This window comes from Zhongshania sp., from assembly GCF_041584495.1.
Classification (GTDB): domain Bacteria; phylum Pseudomonadota; class Gammaproteobacteria; order Pseudomonadales; family Spongiibacteraceae; genus Spongiibacter.
Genome location: NZ_JBFHDY010000197.1, coordinates 1 through 3,800 on the forward strand (window position 1 = coordinate 1; position 3,800 = coordinate 3,800).

At 55.2% G+C, this 3,800-nt stretch carries 3 protein-coding genes; 1 reads left to right on the forward strand and 2 read right to left on the reverse strand.

The features are described from left to right. A partial coding sequence (locus tag ABYP33_RS17880) for a hypothetical protein (protein ID WP_373092582.1) occupies nt 1-480 on the forward strand: 480 nt, incomplete at its 5' end. An 18-nt stretch (nt 481-498) separates the two neighbouring features. On the opposite strand, the gene rep is transcribed toward ABYP33_RS17880, so the two are convergent. Together rep and ABYP33_RS17890 are read right to left on the reverse strand one after the other, a co-directional pair. Then, nucleotides 499-2,505 carry a DNA helicase Rep gene (gene rep, locus ABYP33_RS17885; protein ID WP_373092584.1) on the reverse strand — a complete coding sequence of 669 codons (2,007 nt, stop codon included), beginning with the start codon at nt 2,503-2,505 and terminating at the stop codon, nt 499-501. 100 nt (nt 2,506-2,605) lie between these two features. Then, on the reverse strand, nt 2,606-3,800 hold a 1,195-nt coding region (locus ABYP33_RS17890), incomplete at its 5' end, for a YifB family Mg chelatase-like AAA ATPase (protein ID WP_373092586.1).

Below are 3,800 nucleotides of genomic sequence, written 5' to 3' on the forward strand. Positions count from 1 at the left end.
CAGCTGGTAACGTGGTCCCCAGATTTGCTACTTATTGACCTCTGTACACTTTCTCTCGACGCAGTGCGGTCATTAATTGCCAAAGCCAAGAAGTTGCAAGCACCGCGTCGTTGTATTGTGGCAACACTCTATGACGATTCTGACGAATTATTGTCTGCCTTGCGTGCGGGTGCAGATGCCTATGTTTCCCTGGATCAGGACGACGCAGTATTTATACAGCAACTTCAAGATGCCGTGTCCGGTCGTCCTCGGCTTTCTGCTAAGCTCGCGCGGCGCTTGATTGATGAGTTTGGCTTAAATTATCGCGATGAGATCAGCTTAGCAAAAGATGAAATATCGGTGTTGGAACTGGCTGCGAGCGGCCTCGGTGTTAAGGTCAGTGCAGACAATCTTGAGGTGGGTTATGAGGCCATTGCGAAAACAGTGAGGGCATTCTATAAAAAATTGCATGCCTCTCAGGGGCGAGACGCCGTCGCCTGACCGGCATTTTACCGGCTATCAACCCAGCATATCCCTTAAACTAGCCAAGGTCTCGCCACCGCGTTTTTGGTTTTGCGCAGGGTCGGCGTCGCCGCGGCCCTCCCATTCCAAATCTTCTTGGGGGAGCTCAGCAAGAAAGCGGCTGGGTTCGCAGCTGGTGAATTCGCCAAAGCTTTTACGCTTGGCGCAGTAGCTCATGGTTAGGGTGCGCTGGGCGCGGGTAATACCCACATAGCAGAGTCGGCGCTCTTCTTCGACCATGCCATCGTCGATGCTGTTTTGGTGGGGCAGAATCCCCTCTTCTAAGCCAATCATAAACACATGGGGAAACTCCAAACCTTTGGCGGCGTGTAAGGTCATGAGCTGAACTTGATCGTCGCTCTCTTTTTCGTCTTCTTGCCGCTCCATTAAATCGCGCAATACCAGACGTGTTATTGCGCCCTCAATGGCATTGTCGCTTTCGTCATCTTTAAGGGATTTTTCCAAGGAGTTGATAAGAATGTGAACATTGGCCATGCGCCGCTCGGCAATTGCTACCGAGGAGCTGTTTTGGATAAGCCAATCTAAGTAATCGATATCACTACACAGCTGGCGAATGCTATCGATTGGGTCTTCTTCGTAGCATTTGCGACGTAAATTACCCAGCCAGCTGGTGAACTCCCGAAGGCGCAGCAAGGCGGCCTCGGGCAGGCGCTGGGCGAGGCCAAACTCGTCGCAGGCATCGTACATGCTAATTTCGCGCTCGGTGGCGTAGCGCCCCAGGTTCTCTAATGTTGAGGTGCCAATCTTGCGGCGCGGCACGTTTACAATGCGCAAAAAGGCGTTGTCGTCGCCGGGATTAATAATTAGGCGAAGATAGGCCATGATGTCTTTAATCTCGTTGCGGCTAAAAAACGAGGTGCCGCCGCTGAGTTTGTAGGGAATCTGGTGAACCTGAAGTTTAAGCTCCAATAAACGCGACTGGTGGTTGCCCCGATACAACACTGCATAATTGCCAAAACGGCCTTGGGTGCGGAGCTTGTGGTCGAGAATCTCGGTGACCACCCGCTCACACTCGGCGTCGTCATTGCGGCAGCGAATAACTCGAATCGGATCGCCATAACCCAGTTCAGACCACAGTGCCTTATTCATTTCGTGGGGGTTGTTGGCAATAACCGTATTGGCCGCTTTGAGGATGCGCGCGGTGGAGCGGTAGTTCTGCTCGAGCTTGACCAGTTTTAGGTGAGGGTAGTCTTTGCCTAGCAAGGCGAGGTTTTCAGGTTTGGCGCCGCGCCATGCGTAGATTGATTGGTCGTCATCGCCCACCACGGTTAGGCCGCCGCGGCCACCGACGAGTTGCTTAACCAAATGGTATTGCGAGCCATTGGTGTCTTGGTATTCGTCCACCAACATATAGCGAATTTTCTGCTGCCATTTTTCTAAAATGGCGGGATGCTGCTCAAACAAGAGCGCAGGCAGCATGATTAAATCGTCAAAATCCAGCGCGTTATACGCTTTTAAAGCGCTTTGGTAGCGTAAATACGCTTGGGAACAAAGAATGTCGGCTGGCCCGTCGGCGCTGGCAATTGCCTGCTCGGGGGTAATGAATTCGTTTTTCCACTGGGATATACGCTGCTGAATGCGGTCGGCGTTGTCACTTTCGGCGCCGTGATCCTGTATTAATAAGTCGCGAATCAGGGTTTGCGCGTCTTGGCCGTCAAAAATAGAGAAACCAGATTTGTACTGCAGCGCCTTGTACTCGGCGCGCAGAATGTTCATGCCCAAATTGTGGAAGGTCGATACCGTGAGGCCACGAGCCTCTTTGCCTTTTACCAGCTGGGATACGCGCTCCTTCATTTCGCGGGCGGCCTTATTGGTAAAGGTCACCGCCGCAATATGACGGGCAGGCATGCCGCATTGCTCGATCAAATAAGCCATTTTGCGCGTGATAACGCTGGTTTTGCCGCTGCCAGCGCCTGCTAGCACCAGTATCGGGCCGTCGATATAACGAACCGCTTCGCGTTGTCTGTCGTTGAGTTTACTCACGCTGATGATCTTTCCCGAGGTAATGCAAGAAGGGCCGAGCATTGTACCAGCGCCCATGGCTAACAAGAACTCATCGGCGAGCTGCGGCTAATTAATACCGTTAAAGTTCGCCTCGGTAAATCATGGCCTCCTGTAAATGGGCGAGGCTAATAGCCTCGGCGCCAGCGAGGTCAGCAATACTGCGTGCGATCTTTTGCAAGCGGTGGTGGGCGCGGGCGCTCAGCCCGAGTTTTTGCTCAGCTTTGAGCATGAATTGCTTGCTGGGGGTGTTGAGCGCGCAAAACTGCCGCACCTGCGCGGCGCTGAGTTGGGCGTTGATATTGCCGCTGCGCTGCAACTGGCGGTCGCGGGCCGCGCAAACTCGCTCGCGCACGGTGGCGCTGCTTTCCGCTAGGCCATCTTCCTGTAAAACCCCTGGCGGTAGGCGGGGCACGGTAATGCGTAAATCGATGCGGTCGAGTAGCGGCCCAGATAGCTTGCCCCGATAGCGTTGGATTTGGTCGGGGGTGCAGCGGCAGTCCTTGCTGCTGTCGCCATCAAAACCGCAGGGGCATGGATTCATCGCGGCTATTAATTGAAATCGAGCTGGGAAGGTTAACTGCTGGGTAGCGCGTGAGATGGTTACCTCACCAGACTCTATCGGTTCGCGCAGTACTTCGAGTACTTTGCGGGGGTATTCCGGCAGTTCATCTAAAAATAATACGCCGTGATGGGCCAAGGAAATTTCACCGGGCCGCGGATAGCTGCCACCGCCAACCAGCGCCACCCCAGACGCGGTGTGGTGGGGGGCGCGAAAAGGCCGGTTTAGCCGCAGTGGGAGCCCAGCGACTGACTGCACGGTGGCAATTTCTAAACGCTCAGTTTCGTTAAGGGGTGGCAAAATACCCGGTAAGCGATTGGCAAGTAGGGTTTTTCCTGTACCAGGTGGGCCGCTAAGTAAAAGCGAATGACCGCCCGCCGCGGCGATTTCCAGTGCCCGTTTGGCGCCCACTTGGCCCCGCACTTCGCTGAGGTCGGGATAGTGCTCGGCCAATTCCGCCGAATCGTCGGCGCTGGCGTAGGGCAGGGCTTGCTGGCCGTGGAGGTGGGCAACTACCGCGAGTAAGGAGTGGGCCTCGCGAATATCGCTGGTATCGAGAATGCTGGCAAGGCCAGCGTTGGCGGCGGGTAGTATCAGGCTGTGCCCCGCTTCGCCAGCTTGCACCGCTGCGGGCAGCGCGGCGTCTACCGCGCGCAATTCACCGCTCAGCCCCAGTTCGCCAATTAGTTCGCAATTGGCGAGTGGTGCGGTCGGC